This window comes from Sphingomonas alba, from assembly GCF_023516555.1.
In the GTDB taxonomy this organism is placed as follows: Bacteria; Pseudomonadota; Alphaproteobacteria; order Sphingomonadales; family Sphingomonadaceae; genus Sphingomicrobium; species Sphingomicrobium album.
In genome coordinates, this window is sequence record NZ_JAMGBD010000001.1 from 1,312,905 (window position 1) to 1,328,061 (window position 15,157).

Sequence of the window (15,157 nt, forward strand, 5' to 3'; positions counted from 1 at the left end):
GATTGCTAAAAGTAATAATGCGATTGCTAAGTAGCTGAAAAGACTAGCTTTGCTGAACAATTGCTGCACGCCGCGTTCAGCCTGTTGGAAGCGCGAATCAGGCATATGTATCGGCACTGACGAGGTTTCCCCCTTTTCCTCGTCCGTTGGGGGCAAGCGCGGGCGACTGCGCGAACCTCCGGACCGGCCACGGTCGAACAGATCCCTCGCGTCGCGTATCGAGGGGGGCCCGGAGTGCGTAATCGCTCCGGGCCCAATCTGTTCTCATCAATTTTTCTCGAAAAGCGCGGCGAGCTGCTCGATCAGCGCGCCGCCAAGCTGCTCGGCATCCATGATCGTCACCGCCCGCGAATAATAGCGGGTGACGTCGTGGCCGATGCCGATCGCCGCGAGCTCGACATTCGAGCGTTCCTCGATCCAGCCGATGACCTGCCGCAAATGGCGCTCAAGATAGGTGCCGCCATTGGCCGACGCGGTCGAATCGTCGACCGGCGCACCGTCGGAAATCACCATCAGGATGCGCCGTTCCTCCGGCCGCGCCAGCAGCCGGCGATGGGCCCAGAGCAGGGCCTCGCCGTCGATATTTTCCTTGAGCAGCCCCTCACGCATCATCAGGCCGAGATTGCGGCGGGAATGGCGGTACGGCTCGTCGGCGCGCTTGTAGACGATGTGGCGAAGGTCATTGAGCCGGCCGGGAAGCGCCGGGCGCCCGTCCGACAGCCATTGCTCGCGGCTTTGCCCGCCCTTCCAGGCGCGGGTGGTGAAACCGAGGATCTCGCTGGCCACCCCGCAACGCTCAAGCGTCCGGGCGAGGATGTCGGCGCACATGGCGGCAATCGAAATCGGACGGCCGCGCATCGATCCCGAATTGTCGATCAGCAAGGATACGATCGTGTCCTTGAAATCGGTTTCCTTTTCGACCTTGTAGCTCAATGAATGGCCCGGCGAGACGATCACACGGGCGAGCCGCGCGGCGTCGAGCAGGCCTTCTTCCTGGTCGAATTCCCAGCTGCGCGCCTGCTGCGCCATCAGCCGCCGCTGCAGGCGGTTGGCGAGGCGGGTGACGACGCCCTGAATCTGGCCCATCTGCTGGTCGAGATAGGCGCGCAGACGGCCAAGCTCGTCGGAATCGCACAGCTCTTCGGCCTCGACCATCTCGTCGAACTTTGTCGTGAAGGCTTTGTATTCTGTCGCCGGCTCGTCGGCCCAGTTGCGGCGCCCGGCGCGTGGCTGGGCGCTGTCGCTGCCTTCCTCGCCCGCCGACGTCTCCTCGCCCTCTGCTTCCTCTTCGCCGGACTGGGTCTCCTGTTCGCCCTCGCGCTCTTCCTGGCGCATTTCCATCTCGCCATCGGACGAGCTGCCGGCTTCCTCGCTGTCTTCGCCCTCGTCGGAACCGGGCTCTTCGCCCTCGCCCTCCTCGCCGCCCTCTTCGAATTCCTCGTCGGCGGGCTCGGCCGCGGATTCGAGTTCGAGGTCTTCGAGCAGGCGGCGCGACAGGGTCGCATAGGCCTGCTGGTCGTCGATGGTCAGCGCCAGCGCGTCGAGTTCGGCACCGGCTTTCTCCTCGATCCAGTCCGACACGAGCTTGAGGCCTTCGCGCGCGGGGGCGGGCGGCTCGGCTCCTGTGAGGCGCTGGCGCGCGAGCAGGCCGACCGCAGTCGCTAGCGGTACTTCCTCCGCAGTGCGGGCGCGGAGGATGGCGTCGGAGCGGACGCGGGCTTCGGCCAGCATGTCGAGATTGCTGCGCACACCGTCCATTGCACGGGCGCCGAGCGCCTCGACCCGGGCGACTTCCAGCGCTTCGAAGACCTCGGCGGCTTCCGGGTCGGCTGGCACGGAGGTCCGATGGATGGAAGCGTCGTGATAGCGGACGCGCAACGCCGCCGCATCGGCCGCGCCTCGCGCCTCCGCGACAAGCGTGGGTTCGAGCGATGGTCCCGGCGAAGGCACGCGCACGGTCTTGCCGCCGGCGGGCCCCGGCTCGGCCGCGAAGGCGATGTCGACTTCGCGGTCCCTGGCGATCGAGCGCGACGCGCCGGCGAGGACGCGGCGGAATTCGTCGAGGGGAGCGGGTTTGGTCACGGGAAGACCATCCCGTTCGTCCTGAGCGAAGTCGAAGGGCGCAGGCTCGACAGTCGTGCCAACCGCCCTTCGACTACAGGCTTCGCCTTCCGCTCAGGACGAACGGGAGAAGGCAATGCGCGCATTTTATACGTGCCCGACAACGCTCTCGGGGAGATCGGTCCCGAACACACGCTGGTAATATTCGGCGATCAGCGGGCGCTCGGATTCGTCACACTTGTTCATGAACGAGACCCGGAAGGCGTAGCCGACGTCGCCAAAGATCAGCGCATTCTGCGCCCAACTGATGACCGTGCGCGGGCTCATCACAGTCGAGATATCTCCGTTGATGAAGCCCTGTCGCGAGAGGTCCGCGACCTTGATCATTTGCTCGACCTGCTGCTTGCCGTCCGGGCTGTCATATTCGCCCGACTTGGCGAGGACGATTTGCGCCTCGACCGCGGCAGGCAAATAGTTGAGCGTCGTGACGATGTTCCAGCGATCCATCTGCCCCTGATTGATCGCCTGCGTACCGTGGTAGAGGCCGGTCGTGTCGCCGAGGCCGATGGTGTTGGTCGTCGCGAACAGCCGGAACCACGGATTGGGGCGAATGACGCGGTTCTGGTCGAGGAGGGTCAGCTTGCCCTCCGTCTCCAGCACGCGCTGGATGACGAACATCACGTCGGGGCGGCCGGCGTCATATTCGTCGAACACCAAAGCGACGGGATGCTGCAGCGCCCAGGGCAGCAGGCCTTCGCGGAATTCGGTGACTTGCTGGCCGTCCTTGAGGACGATGGCGTCGCGGCCGACGAGGTCGATGCGGCTGATATGCGCATCGAGGTTGATGCGGATCAGCGGCCAGTTGAGGCGCGCCGCCACCTGCTCGATATGGGTCGACTTGCCGGTGCCGTGATAGCCCTGGACCATGACGCGGCGATTGCGGCCGAAGCCGGCACAAATCGCCATCGTCGTGTCGGGATCGAAGACATAGGCCGGATCGAGGTCGGGGACGCGCTCGTCGGCCTCGCTGAACGACGGCACCTCCATGTCGCTGTCGATGCCAAAGGCTTCGCGCACCTTCACCATCTGGTCGGGCGCGGCCATCACCGTGTCGCTGCGGCTGTCGAGATTTACGTTGGGAATATCGGCCATAGGCCAGCCATTAAGCGAGCGCGGGCGTCGCCTCAACCTTTGCGGGCAGGACGAAGAGGTCGATGAAACGCCGCGCAAGGTCGAGATCGCCTTCAATATCGATCGTATCGAACGGTGCGCCGCCATGGATGACGCCGGCGATTGCTGTCGGCGACCCGGTGAAGACAAGATCGCAGCCTGCGGGTTCGGTTCGCTCGACATCGAGACGGCCGTCGTGGACGGTCGTGAAGTAATCGGCGTCGCCGAGCCGAAAGCCGACGCGCATGGCAACGCCCGCCGCGCGCTCGGGCGAAATCAGGGTCTGCATCGACATGATGATCGAGACGTGGCTCATCGGCAGGGTCGGGTCGTGCAGCGGGCTGCGCGCCGCCCAGCGGCCGAGATTGGCGATCACGGGAATGGCCTCCAAACCCCAATCGGTGGCCTCATAGACCTGGACCGAAGCGGGCGGGGGCAGCTTCGATTTGCGGACGAGGCCGCGGGCTTCGAGCTCGGTCAGGCGCTGCGTCAGGACGTTGGCGCTGATGCCGGTGAGATCGCGCTTCAGGCCGGAGAAGCGCCGCGGACCATAGGCAAGTTCGCGCAGGACCAGCATCGCCCAGCGTTCGCCGATCAGGTCCATCGCATGCGCAAGACCGCAGGCATCCTCAAAACGCTTCTTGTCTTCACTGCGGCGACTCATAGTTACTTTTTCTAACTCCTTGGTTGCTTTTTAGGACTGCCGGGTTCAAAAGGCAAGCGAATCGAGTCGCAGAAGAGGGGCTTTTCGATGTCACGGATGATTTTTGTGAACCTGCCGGTGGCCGACCTCGGCCGGTCGCGCACGTTCCTAGAGGCATTGGGCGCGGTCAACGAACCCAAGTTCACCGACGACACCGCCGCCTGCATGCAATTCAGCGACAGCATCTTCGTCATGATCCTGACGCATGAGAAGTTCAGCGGGTTCACGCCGCGGCCGATCGCCGATGCGCGGACGGGCAGTGAAGTGTTGATCTGCCTTTCGGCGGACAGCCGCGAACAGGTCGACTCGTTCATTGAACGGGGCGTAGCGGCCGGCGGGACTGCTGACCCGTCGCCGAAACAGGACTATGGGGTGATGTACGGGCGAAGCGTGGCCAATCCTGACGGACACATCTGGGAAGTGATGTGGATGGACGCGGCCGCCGCCAATGAGGGCGCGAGCGCCATCGACACGAACGCAACGCAGGAGGCCTGAGCAATGCCGCTCAAATCCGATGCGCCGACAGAAATTACCGCCTTCCGCTGGGTGCCCGACTTCGCCCAGGGGCTGGTCCGCGACCTGAGGCTGCGCTGGGCGATGGAGGAAATCGGGCGCGATTACCGCGTTCGCCTCCTCAACGCATTGAAGCCGCGCCCTGAAGAATATTTCCACGAACAGCCTTTCGGGCAGGTCCCGTTTTACAAGGACGATGAGGTCGAGCTTTTCGAAAGCGGCGCGATCCTCATCCATCTCGGGCTGCAGGACGAACGGTTGCTTCCGACCGATCATGCGCCGAGGATGCGGGCCATTGCATGGACCATCGCCGCGCTGAACAGCATTGAGCCGGTATTGCTCATGCTGATCTCGCTCGACGTGTTCATCAAGGACAAGGAAGCGGCCAAAAGGATCCGACCGGAAGTGGTCGAGCGGCTGGCGGGGCGGTTGAAAAATCTGTCCGAAGCGCTCGGCGACAGGGATTGGCTGGAGGGGCGCTTCACCATCGCCGATTTGATGATGATCGCGGTCCTGCGCCAGTTGCGCGGCAAGAGCACCATCGCCCAATTCCCGAATTTGATGGCCTATGTCGAACGCGGAGAAGCCCGCCCGGCATTCCGGCAGGCGCTCGCCGACCAGTTGCAGACCTTCAAGGAGAATGAGCCGGAGCCAGAGCCGGCCTGAAAACCAACTCGAAAGAAGGAGAGGGATTATGACCTATTTCGAAGGTTTCATCGTGCCCGTGCCCGAGGCCAACCGGGACAAATATCGCCAAACGGCCAACGACTTCGCCTCGCTGGTCCAGGGACTGGGCGTGCAGCGGCAGGTCGAGGCTTGGGACAATGACGTGCCGGAAGGCAAGGTCACGGACTTCCGCAAGGCGGTCGACGCCCAACCGGACGAGAAGGTCGTCTTCTCCTGGTTCGAATATCCCGACCGTGCGACCCGCGATTCCACCAATGAGAAGTTCCGGTCCGACCCAAGGATGGAAGAGCTCGGCGCCAACATGCCGTTCGACGGCAAGAGGATGGTCATGGGCGGCTTCGACGCGATCGTCGATGAAGGCCAGGGCGGCGGCGGCAATTATACCGACGGCTATGTCGTGCCGGTGATCAAGGGCAAGGAAGAGGATTATCGCCAGCTGGCGCAGAAGATGGCCGGCAAGTTCCGCGAACATGGTGCGCTGAGGGTCGTCGAGGCCCTGGCCGACGACGTCGACCATGGGAAGCACACGGACTTCTATCGCGCCGTGAAGGCCGAGGACAATGAGACCATCGCCTTTGCCTTCGTCGAATGGCCGGACAAGCAGAGCCGCGATGAGGCCTGGGCCAAGATCATGGCCGACGAGAGCCTGAAACCGACGGGCGAGCTGCCGTTCAACGGGCAGCGCATGTTCTGGGGCGGCTTCGACAAGATCGTCGATACGGCCGGCCAGGAACAGCCGGCGCCGAAGGCGGAAAGTCCGGTCACCGCCTGAACGCGGCACCATCACTGAGACATAAGGAGGCGACGTATGAGCGACGTTCGCACGGAAGCCGGGCCTGCGCCCGCGACACAAAGGCCCAGCGAAGACCAGGGCGCGATGATCTGGTACGAGCTGATGACGACGGACCCTGCCGGTGCCGGCGCATTCTATGAAGCCGTCGTCCCCGGCTGGAAATTCAGCCAGTCCATGCCAGGGCCGGTCGAATATCGGATGATCGGACGCAGCGACGGCGGCAATGCCGGCGGCGTGCTGAAGATCGACCAGGCGATGATCGACCATGGCGCGAAACCGATTTGGCTAGGCTATGTCTGCGTCGACGATGTCGATGCCATTGTCAGCGAAATCCTGCGGCGCGGCGGCAAGGCGCTGATGGCTGGCGCCGACATCCCCAATGTCGGGCGCATCACGATGGTCACCGACCCGCAGGGCTATCCCTTCTACGTGATGAAGCCGACCCCGCCTGCGAGCGATCCCAATGCCAAGAGCGACGTCTTCTCACCCGATGCCGAGCAGCGGGTGTCGTGGAATGAGCTCAGTACCTCCGACCCGGCGGCCGCCCGCAAATTCTATGGCGAGCTGTTCGGCTGGGGCAGCGACGAGTTCATGGATATGGGCGAATATGGCGAATATCGCTTCTTCAACCGTGGCGAGACCCGGATCGGCGCCCTTTGCGGCATAATGCCCGGCGGCGAAGGCGGTTGGCGCTATTATGTCCGCGTCCCGTCCATCTCGGCCTCCATCGAGGCGGTGAAGGCGAACGGCGGTACGGTCTCCATCGGACCGCACCAGGTTCCGACCGGTGACCACATCATCATCGGCAGCGATCCCCAGGGCGCCACCTTCGCGCTCGTCGGCAAGCTTTAAGGAGAGATTGGATGACCCCGAAAGCCAAGTTCACGACCTGCCTCTGGTTCGACAAAGGCGAGGCGCGCAAGGCCGCAGAATTCTATGCGTCCATCCTCCCCGACACGCATTTAGGCCCCCCACACAAGGCCGTCAGCGACTATCCCGGCGGCCATGAGGGAGACGAACTGACCGTCGAATTCACCTTGCTCGGCCAGTCCTTCCTCGGCCTCAACGGCGGCCCGAACTTCAAGCCGAACGAAGCGGTCAGCTTCGTCGTCCTGACCGATGACCAGGAAGAGACCGACCGCCTTTGGGACGCCATCACCAAGAATGGCGGCGAAGAGAGCATGTGCGGCTGGTGCAAGGACCGATGGGGCTTTTCCTGGCAGATCACGCCGCGCGTTCTCATCGACCTCACGACCGAAGGCGGCGAGCGAGCGAAGCGGGCCTTCCAGGCGATGATGACGATGAAGAAGATCGACATCGCCAAGATCGAAGCCGCGGCCAAGGGCGAGACCGCCGATGCGTAAGCTGACGGGAGCAGTCTTCGTCTCGCTCGACGGGATCATGCAGGCGCCGGGCGGGCCCGACGAGGACCCGACCAGCGGATTCCGCTTCGGCGGCTGGACGGCGCCCTTCTGGAGCGAGGACATGGGCCCGTTCGAAAAGGTCATCAACGGCGAATACGACCTGCTGCTGGGCAAGCGGACCTACGACATTTTTGCCGCTTACTGGCCGCACAATACGGACAATCCGATCGGGGCCACGTTCCAGCGCATCAACAAATATGTGCTGACCCATCGGCAAGAGCCGCTGAGCTGGGAAAATAGCGAGAAGATCGAAGGCGGCTCGACGGCGGACGCGGTGTCAAAGCTCAAGCAGACCGAAGGCCGCGACCTGCTCATTCAGGGGAGCAGCACGCTCTACCCGCAGCTGCTGTCGGCCGAGCTGATCGACCGGTTGGTGCTGATGACCTTCCCGGTGTTGCTCGGAAAGGGGAAGAGCATCTTCAGCGAAGCCCAGACGCCTCATGGCCTCAAGCTGGTCGAGAGCTTCACGTCGTCGTCGGGCGTCGTGACGACGATCTACGAACCGGCCGGGGAAGTGAAGACCGGTACGTTCGCGACCAAGGAGCCGAGCGAGGACGAGCTGAAGCTGCGCGAGAACATCGCGGAGGGCAGCTGGTGACCATCCAGTTTTTCGGTCACCCGTTCAGCAGCTACACCCAGAAGGCCCTGATCGCGCTTTGGGCGGACGAGACGCCATTCGATTACCGGATGATCGAGGATCCGGAAAACATGGCGGAGCTGAAGCGGCACTCGCCCTTCGGCATGTTCCCGCTGATCGTGGATGGCGACCGCGCCGTGTTCGAGAGCTCGATCATCATCGAATATCTGCAGGATAATCATCCCGGCCCGAACCGCTGGATCCCCGACGGCGACGAGGGGCTTCGGGTGCGCCTCTTCGACCGGTTCTTCGATCTTTACATCATGAACACGATGCAGGTTGGCGTCGCCAATGCGCTACGGCCGGAAGGCAAGCAGGATGCCTATGGCGAGGAACGGGCACGCGAGAGGCTTCACGTCGCCTACAACTGGCTGGAGGAGAATCTCGGCGAGACCTGGGCGGTGGGTGAGCGGTTCACCATGGCCGATTGCGCGGCCGCGCCGTCGCTATTCTACGCCGACTGGGTTGAGCCGATTCCGGATAGCAGGCGGCGGCTAAAGGCTTATCGCGCGCGGTTGCTGGCGCATCCCGTTGTTGCCCGCGCGGTGGACGGCGGCCGGCCGTACCGCCACTATTTCCCGCTGGGAGCGCCCGACCGCGATTAGGCGAAGGCGCGGGCGACCTTCAGCTTCTGCCAGGCGACAATGACCTCGCCGAGCTTGCGCTCATGGCTGCGGTCGCCGCCGTTGCGGTCGGGATGGTAGCGGCGGACCAGTTCCGAATAGCGCTTGCGGACTTTGTGAAGGTCTGTGTCTTCGCGGAGACCGAGAATGCCGAGCGCGTGCCGTTCCTCTCCCGAAAACCGCGACATTTCGCGGCGAGGGATCCCAGGCCGGAACCGCGCCGAAATGGCATCGAGCGGATCCTTGAAGTCCGACCAGGCCGGGCCGGGATCGGCGCCGGGCGCGGTGAATACGCGGGTCTGGCGATCGCGGTCCCAACCGGGAATCGGCGATTGCGCCGCCTCGATCTCGTCAGGCGTCATGCCGGCGAAGAAGTTGTACTTCGCATTGTGCTCGCGGACATGGTCGAGGCAGAGCCAGCGCCAGCTTCCCGGACCGTCGAAATCGCCGGGCGTCAGCGGGGCGCGAAACTCGCCGGCCGCGCGGCAGCCGCGCACGGCGCAGCGCTTCGCCGCCCCTTCGACCCGCCCGTGCATCTTTGATTGCTTCGTCGCCATGGAACACCCCTATATAGAGGCGATGACGGACATTGAGCAGGGGCCGGTCGCGGGCGAAATGCGTCGAAGGCTCGAAGCGGCGCTTCATCCCACCATTCTGGCGCTGCGCGACGACAGCGAGCAGCATCGCGGACATGGCGGATATAATCCCGCCGGCGAATCTCACTTCAGCCTGACCATCGAAAGCGCCGCCTTCATCGGCAAGTCGCGTGTCGAGCGGCAGCGGCTGGTCCATGCCGCGCTCGGCGACTTGCTGAAGGAACGGGTACATGCTCTGTCCATCACCGCCCGGGAGCCGCAAACATGATCGAACAGGTCGTCACACCCGTCACCCATGACCTTGGCGCCTTCAAGGTGCGCCGCGCTCTTCCCGCCCGCGAGCGGACGATGGTCGGGCCATTCATCTTCGTCGACCAGTTCGGGCCGGCGCAGATGGTGCCGGGCGAAGGGATGGATGTACGCCCGCACCCGCACATCAATTTGGCGACGGTCACCTATCTTTTCGACGGCGCGATCCAGCACAAGGACAGCCTGGGCAACGACCAGCGCATCGAGCCTGGCGCGATCAACCTGATGACGGCCGGCAAAGGCATCGTCCATTCCGAACGATCACCGAACGACACGCGCCGCGTTGGCCCGAGCTTCTATGGGATGCAGACCTGGCTCGCCCTCCCCGACGGCAAGGAAGAGATCGACCCGGCGTTCGAGCATGTGCCGACCGAAGGTCTGCCGCTGGTTGAAGGCGACGGCGTGTCGGCGCGTGTGCTGATGGGGTCATTGTGGGGCGCGACGGCCGGCACGACCTGTCATTCACCGACCATTTATGCCGACCTCATCCTGGACGCCGGGGCCAGCGTTTCGATTGAGGCCGAAGCTGACGAGCGCGCGATCATGGTGACGGAAGGCGAGGCGGCGCTGGACGGCGAGCAGCTCGAGCCATTCGCGCTCTACGTCATCGCGCCGGGGCATCAGTCGATTCTCAAGGCATCAATCCCGACGCGGGCGATGCTGCTCGGCGGCGGTGCGTTCGCGACCCCGCGCTTCGTCCACTGGAACTTCGTCAGCTCCAGGCGCGAACGGATCACGGAGGCGAAGAACGACTGGATCGAGCGGCGCTTCCCGCTGGTGCCCGGCGATGAGGAGGAGTTCATCCCCTACCCGCCCGTGGTCAAGACGGTGAGCTATCCATGACCGAGATGCGCAAGGTCCCGCTGAAGACGGGCGTGACATTGAACGTTGCGCTGGCGGGGCGCGCGGATGCGCCGGCGGTGATCCTGCTACACGGCTTTCCGGAATCGCACCGGACCTGGCGCGGGGTGGCGCCGCTGCTGGAGGATGAGTTCCGGCTGGTCATGCCCGACCAGCGCGGCTTCGCTGCGTCGGACCGGCCGACTGACGTCGAACAATATCAAGCCGACAAGCTGATCGACGACATTTACGCCCTTGCCGAGGCGCTGGAGATCGAGAGCTTCGCGCTCGTGGGACATGACTGGGGCGGGGCTATCAGCTGGCCGGCGGCGCTGCGCGGCGACAAGCGCCTGACGCGGCTGGCGATCATCAATGCGCCGCACCCGGTCGTCTTCCAGAAGAGCCTGATCGAGGACGCGGACCAGCGCGCGGCGTCGCAATATATCTCCGCCTTCCGTTCGAAGATGTTCGAGAAGGGCGTCGAGAGCATGGGTTACGAGGCGCTGTTCGAGAAGAGCTTCTCGCGCCATGTCGACCTTGGCCTGATCCCGCCGGAAGAACGCGCGCAATATATCGCCGACTGGTCCGAGCCCGGCGGGCTGACGGCCATGCTCAACTGGTACCGCGGATCGAAGGTGATGGTGCCGCCGCCGGGCGTCACTTTGCCGCTACCCGACTGGGTGACGGGTGCCTTTCCGAAAGTCGAAGTGCCGACGCTCGTCATCTGGGGGATGCAGGACAAGGCGCTGCTGCCGATCCAGCTGGAAGGGCTCGACCGGCTGGTCGACGATCTGGAGATCGTGCGCATCGCGGATGCCGGCCATTTCGTCCCGTGGGAGAAGCCGGAGGCCGTGGCCGCCGCGCTCAAGCCTTTCCTTCAAGGCCAACGCGCGGCATAGGGCCGCACTTCATGTCCGCCACCCGATCCCGTTCGCGCTCCGCAGCGCGCCTCGCCGCCGTCCAGGCTCTCTACCAGATGGAGATGGAAGGCACGCCGCTGGCCAAGCTGCTGCATGAATTCCACCAGCACCGACTGGGCGCGACGATCGAGGACGAGACCTATGCCGACGCCGAAGTCGACTTTTTCGACGACATCGTCAGCGGTGCCGACGCGCGGCGCGAGGAGATCGACGGACTGATCGGCCAGAGGCTTGCAGAAGGCTGGAGCCTGGAACGGCTCGACCGGCCGATGCGGGCGATCCTGCGCGCCGGCGCCTATGAATTGGTCGCGCGCGCCGACGTGCCGGTGGCGACCGTCATCAGCGAATATGTCGATGTTGCTCACGCCTTCTACGACAAGCGCGAAACGGGCTTCGTCAACGGGCTGCTCGACGCGATTGCGAAATCCGCTCGAAACTGACCGTCATTCCCGCGAAGGCGGGAATCCCGCTTTTCCCAGTTTGGGTTAAGAAGGCAGCGGGACCCCCGCTTTCGCGAGGGTGACGAACCGAGAGAGTGCGTTGAACGAATCCGAAGTCATCAACCGCCTGAAGCGCATTGCCACCGACCCGGCGGCGCGCGGGCTGGCGGACGATGCGGCGGTGCTCGACGGGCTCGTCATCACCCACGACACGATTGCCGAAGGGGTGCATTTCCTGCCGACCGACCCGCCGGCGAGCGTCGGATGGAAGCTGGTCGCAGTGAATTTGAGCGACCTCGCCGCCAAGGGCGCGGCGCCACGCGCGGCCCTGCTCAGCTTGTGTATCGGCGATGAGGATTGGGACGAGGCATTCCTGGGCGGCATCGAAGCGGCCTGCGAGAGCTATGGCCTCAATCTCATCGGCGGCGACACGATTGCGCTGCCGGAAGGCGCGCCGCGGGTGCTTGGGCTGACCGCCATCGGCAAGGCAGGCGAGCGTGTGCCGTCGCGCTCCGGCGGGCGCGCGGGCGACATTCTCTGGGTCGTCGGCACGTTGGGCGACGGTGCGGCCGGGTTGAACCTGCTGCAGGAGGATGCCGAAGCCACCGGACCCCTTATCGACCAATATCGCCGGCCGGTGCCGCTGCTCGCGGCCGGACAGGTGCTGGCGCGCAAAGCCAATGCGACGATGGACATCTCGGACGGACTGCTGATCGACCTTCAGCGCCTCGCCGAAGCGAGCGGCTGCGCTGCGGAGGTCGATCTTGACGCCCTTCCCTTGTCGCGTGCCTTCATTGCCGAGCGCGGGCAGGACCGGCGAGCGCGGCTGTTCGCGGCGACCGGCGGCGACGATTATGCCTTGCTGGCGGCGCTCCCCGAAGGTTTCGACCCGTTAGGACTTCCTTTACCATCGGACTCGACAATCGCGGCGGTCGGACGACTGACAGAAGGCAGCGGAATTACGCTGCGCGACGCAGCCGGGCCGGTCGGGTTGCCGGAGAGGATGGGCTATGAACATCGCCGCGATTAGCGCCCGCCAGTGGGTCATCGCCCTCATCGGCCTGGCATCGGGAATGGCGACGGCCCTGTTGTTAAACTAGGGTTTTTGGCCAACTAGACAGCCGCTTAACGACCCCCTAAACCTCCGCCCGGTTTTCATCCGCGGCGGCCATTCCGGACACGCCGCAAGCTCCGGTCCTACAGGGGAAAGTCTACTCATGAACCCGGTTCTCATTGCGATCGCCTGCGGCGCTCTCGCTGTCCTCTACGGTATTTTCACCAGCCAGCAGGTCCTGCGCTCCAGCCAGGGCAACCAGCGCATGATCGAGGTCGCCGGCGCGATCCAGGAAGGCGCTGCCGCCTACCTGAAGCGCCAGTACACCGCAATCGCCATCGTCGGCGTTATCGTCGCGGGCCTGGTGTTCTTCTTCCTCGGCGGGCTCAGCGCCGTCGGCTTCGTTACCGGCGCCATCCTCTCGGGCGTCGCCGGCTTTATCGGCATGAACATCTCGGTCCGCTCCAACGTCCGCACGGCGGAAGCGGCGCGCTCCAGCCTGCAGAAGGGCCTGACCGTCGCCTTCCGCGCCGGCGCCATCACCGGCATGCTTGTCGCCGGCCTGGCGCTGCTCGCGATCGCGGTCTTCTTCTGGTACCTAACCGGGCCTGCCGGCTACGCCCCGGACGCCCGTGAGGTCGTGACCGCGCTCACCGCGCTCGCGCTCGGCGCCTCGCTCGTGTCGATCTTCGCCCGTCTTGGCGGCGGCATCTTCACCAAGGCCGCGGACGTCGGCGCCGATTTGGTCGGCAAGGTCGAAGCCGGAATCCCCGAGGACGACCCCCGCAACCCGGCCGTCATCGCCGATAACGTCGGTGACAACGTCGGCGACTGCGCCGGCATGGCCGCCGATTTGTTCGAGACCTATGTCGTCACCGTCGGCATCACCATGGTCAGCATCGCGCTGGCGCTGAAGGGCTCGCCCCTGCTGCTGCCGTTGATGAGCCTGCCGCTGCTGATCGGCGGCGTCTGCATCATCACGTCGATCATTGGCACCTACATGGTGAAGCTGGGCAAGAAGGAGTCGATCATGGGCGCCCTCTACAAGGGCTTCTGGACCTCGACGATCCTCGCCATCCCGGCGATCTACCTCGCTGCTCAATATGCCCTCGGCGATCTCAGCCAGACCGTCACCACCTCGACCCAGAGCTTCCCGGCGATCAACCTCGTCTGGACCAGCTTCGTCGGCCTGGCGGTGACCGGCCTCATCGTCTGGATCACCGAATATTACACCGGCACCCACTATCGTCCGGTCCAGTCGATCGCCAAGGCCTCGCAGACCGGCCACGGCACCAACATCATCCAGGGCCTGGCGATCAGCCTTGAATCGACGGCCCTGCCGACGCTCGTCATCGTCGGCGGCGTCATTGTCAGCTTCCAGCTGGCGGGCCCGCTCGGCGTTGCCTTCGCGGCTTCGGCGATGCTGGCGCTGGCCGGCATGGTCGTTGCCCTCGACGCTTACGGTCCGGTCACCGACAATGCCGGCGGCATCGCCGAAATGTCGGGCCTCGAGGAAGACGTGCGCACCCGCACCGACGCCCTCGACGCGGTCGGCAACACCACCAAGGCGGTGACCAAGGGCTATGCCATCGGTTCGGCCGGGCTCGCCGCGCTGGTGCTGTTCGGCGCCTATACGGCGGACTTGAAGGAGTTCGGCGCGCAGATCGGCGTTTCGGCAAACCTCGATGCGCTGTTCAGCCTGTCGAACCCGTACGTCATCGTCGGCCTGCTGCTGGGCGCACTGCTGCCGTATCTGTTCGGCGCGATGGGCATGACCGCTGTCGGCCGCGCCGGTGGCGCGGTGGTCGAGGAAGTCCGCGGCCAGTTCCGCGACAACCCCGGCATCATGGATGGATCGGTCCGCCCGAACTACGCACGCACGGTCGATCTCGTCACCAAGGCCGCGATCCGGGAGATGATCCTGCCGTCGCTCCTGCCGGTGCTGGCGCCGATCGTCGTCTTCTTCGGCATTAGCCTCGTGTCCGGGGACCGCAGCCAGGGCCTTGCCGCGGTCGGCGCGCTCCTGCTCGGCGTGATCGTCTCCGGCCTGTTCGTTGCCATCTCGATGACCTCGGGCGGCGGCGCCTGGGACAATGCCAAAAAGTATATCGAAGACGGCAATTACGGCGGCAAGGGCAGTGAAGCCCACAAGGCCGCGGTGACCGGTGATACGGTCGGCGATCCCTACAAGGACACCGCCGGCCCGGCGGTCAATCCGATGATCAAGATTACCAACATCGTCGCCTTGCTGCTGCTCGCGGCGCTGGCGGCGCAGGGTGCCGGCGCGGCACTCTGATCGTTGATGTACATGGGGTCAGGCGGGGGCGGAAACGCTCCCGCCTTTCCTTTTGAATTCCCCGCAGCTAGACAGCCGCGACTTTTTTCAG

Annotated in this window: 17 protein-coding genes; 13 read left to right on the top strand and 4 right to left on the bottom strand. The window is 64.7% G+C overall.

The genetic code is table 11. The features are described from left to right. Positions 1–267: 267 nt before the first annotated feature. The 3 genes from cobT to LZ536_RS06930 form a co-directional block, all read right to left on the bottom strand. Complete coding sequence (gene cobT, locus LZ536_RS06920; protein WP_249847679.1) at positions 268–2,082, bottom strand: cobaltochelatase subunit CobT; 1,815 nt, start codon at positions 2,080–2,082, stop codon at positions 268–270. A gap of 126 nt (positions 2,083–2,208) precedes the next feature. Continuing rightward, a complete protein-coding gene (gene cobS / locus LZ536_RS06925; RefSeq protein ID WP_249847680.1) occupies positions 2,209–3,213 on the bottom strand; it encodes a cobaltochelatase subunit CobS in 1,005 nt (334 codons plus the stop codon). A gap of 10 nt (positions 3,214–3,223) precedes the next feature. Further along, positions 3,224–3,895 carry a winged helix-turn-helix transcriptional regulator gene (locus tag LZ536_RS06930; protein WP_249847681.1) on the bottom strand — a complete coding sequence of 224 codons (672 nt, stop codon included), beginning with the start codon at positions 3,893–3,895 and terminating at the stop codon, positions 3,224–3,226. An 87-nt stretch (positions 3,896–3,982) separates the two neighbouring features. Here LZ536_RS06930 and LZ536_RS06935 point away from each other — a divergent pair, with 87 nt between their 5' ends. From LZ536_RS06935 to LZ536_RS06965, 7 genes are read left to right on the top strand one after another with little or no spacing between them, the layout of a single operon-like run. After that, positions 3,983–4,429, top strand: coding sequence for a VOC family protein (locus tag LZ536_RS06935; RefSeq protein ID WP_249847682.1), 447 nt, complete (start codon positions 3,983–3,985; stop codon positions 4,427–4,429). 3 nt (positions 4,430–4,432) lie between these two features. Then, positions 4,433–5,113: a glutathione S-transferase family protein gene (locus LZ536_RS06940; protein ID WP_249847683.1), complete on the top strand. Its 681-nt coding sequence runs from the start codon at positions 4,433–4,435 to the stop codon at positions 5,111–5,113. 28 nt (positions 5,114–5,141) lie between these two features. Next, positions 5,142–5,906, top strand: coding sequence for a DUF1428 domain-containing protein (locus LZ536_RS06945; RefSeq protein ID WP_249847684.1), 765 nt, complete (start codon positions 5,142–5,144; stop codon positions 5,904–5,906). Between the two features lie 36 nt (positions 5,907–5,942). Beyond that, positions 5,943–6,779: a VOC family protein gene (locus tag LZ536_RS06950; protein ID WP_249847685.1), complete on the top strand. Its 837-nt coding sequence runs from the start codon at positions 5,943–5,945 to the stop codon at positions 6,777–6,779. A gap of 11 nt (positions 6,780–6,790) precedes the next feature. Beyond that, positions 6,791–7,291 (top strand): VOC family protein, encoded by a 501-nt coding sequence (locus LZ536_RS06955; protein ID WP_249847686.1) that lies wholly within the window; start codon positions 6,791–6,793, stop codon positions 7,289–7,291. Next, positions 7,284–7,949 (top strand): dihydrofolate reductase family protein, encoded by a 666-nt coding sequence (locus LZ536_RS06960; RefSeq protein WP_249847687.1) that lies wholly within the window; start codon positions 7,284–7,286, stop codon positions 7,947–7,949. Before LZ536_RS06955 ends, LZ536_RS06960 begins: the two co-directional genes overlap by 8 nt. Next, positions 7,946–8,593: a glutathione S-transferase family protein gene (locus tag LZ536_RS06965; protein WP_249847688.1), complete on the top strand. Its 648-nt coding sequence runs from the start codon at positions 7,946–7,948 to the stop codon at positions 8,591–8,593. The genes LZ536_RS06960 and LZ536_RS06965 overlap by 4 nt, the downstream gene beginning before the upstream one ends. On the opposite strand, the gene LZ536_RS06970 is transcribed toward LZ536_RS06965, so the two are convergent. Further along, positions 8,590–9,168 carry a J domain-containing protein gene (locus tag LZ536_RS06970; protein ID WP_249847689.1) on the bottom strand — a complete coding sequence of 193 codons (579 nt, stop codon included), beginning with the start codon at positions 9,166–9,168 and terminating at the stop codon, positions 8,590–8,592. The two genes, LZ536_RS06965 and LZ536_RS06970, sit on opposite strands and share 4 nt — an antisense overlap. A gap of 22 nt (positions 9,169–9,190) precedes the next feature. Here LZ536_RS06970 and LZ536_RS06975 point away from each other — a divergent pair, with 22 nt between their 5' ends. The 6 genes from LZ536_RS06975 to LZ536_RS07000 all read left to right on the top strand — a co-directional run bounded on the left by LZ536_RS06975 (position 9,191) and on the right by LZ536_RS07000 (position 15,066). Continuing rightward, complete coding sequence (locus LZ536_RS06975; protein WP_249848578.1) at positions 9,191–9,475, top strand: BolA family protein; 285 nt, start codon at positions 9,191–9,193, stop codon at positions 9,473–9,475. After that, positions 9,472–10,359: a pirin family protein gene (locus LZ536_RS06980; RefSeq protein ID WP_249847690.1), complete on the top strand. Its 888-nt coding sequence runs from the start codon at positions 9,472–9,474 to the stop codon at positions 10,357–10,359. The genes LZ536_RS06975 and LZ536_RS06980 overlap by 4 nt, the downstream gene beginning before the upstream one ends. Further along, positions 10,356–11,255: an alpha/beta fold hydrolase gene (locus tag LZ536_RS06985; RefSeq protein ID WP_249847691.1), complete on the top strand. Its 900-nt coding sequence runs from the start codon at positions 10,356–10,358 to the stop codon at positions 11,253–11,255. The genes LZ536_RS06980 and LZ536_RS06985 overlap by 4 nt, the downstream gene beginning before the upstream one ends. A gap of 11 nt (positions 11,256–11,266) precedes the next feature. After that, positions 11,267–11,716, top strand: coding sequence for a transcription antitermination factor NusB (nusB, locus tag LZ536_RS06990; protein WP_249847692.1), 450 nt, complete (start codon positions 11,267–11,269; stop codon positions 11,714–11,716). 100 nt (positions 11,717–11,816) lie between these two features. Beyond that, entirely contained in the window at positions 11,817–12,746 is a 930-nt protein-coding gene (gene thiL / locus LZ536_RS06995; protein ID WP_249847693.1) for a thiamine-phosphate kinase, read from the top strand. A gap of 187 nt (positions 12,747–12,933) precedes the next feature. Then, positions 12,934–15,066: a sodium-translocating pyrophosphatase gene (locus LZ536_RS07000; RefSeq protein ID WP_249847694.1), complete on the top strand. Its 2,133-nt coding sequence runs from the start codon at positions 12,934–12,936 to the stop codon at positions 15,064–15,066. The last annotated feature ends 91 nt before the right edge of the window (positions 15,067–15,157 follow it).